Raw genomic sequence first — 391 nt, forward strand, 5'->3', positions numbered from 1 at the left:
GGTATGTGCTGATTGCTTCAAGCAGCTTCGCCTCCGTTTGCAGGTCAAGCGCGCTTGTGCTGTCATCTAATAGAAGGATAGCCGGTTTTCGAATCAGTGCCCGCGCAATGGAAATTCGCTGCTTTTGGCCGCCGGACAGGTTGACGCCTCTTTGCCCCAAAACAGTGTCATATCCATTTGGGAGCTTCAAAATCGTTTCATGAATTTGCGCATGTTTGGCCGCATCCATTATTTCATCTAGTGAAGCATTTTCTTTGCCCCAAGCGATGTTTTCTTTGATTGTGCCGGAAAACAAGAGGACTTCCTGCGGTACATATCCAATTTTCCTGCGCAGCCCCTCAGCCGGAATATCTTGAACCGACTTTTTATCTATGTAAATGCGGCCTGAATC

The 391-nt window shown here is 47.8% G+C and carries 1 protein-coding gene; it reads right to left on the bottom strand.

The window, feature by feature from the left end; translation table 11 throughout:
- The coding region (locus ETC00_RS20255; RefSeq protein WP_171567795.1) for an ATP-binding cassette domain-containing protein at positions 1–391 on the bottom strand (391 nt) is incomplete at both ends.

The organism is Brevibacillus sp. MCWH (genome assembly GCF_013096935.1).
GTDB classification, from domain to species: Bacteria; Bacillota; Bacilli; order Brevibacillales; family Brevibacillaceae; genus Brevibacillus; species Brevibacillus aydinogluensis.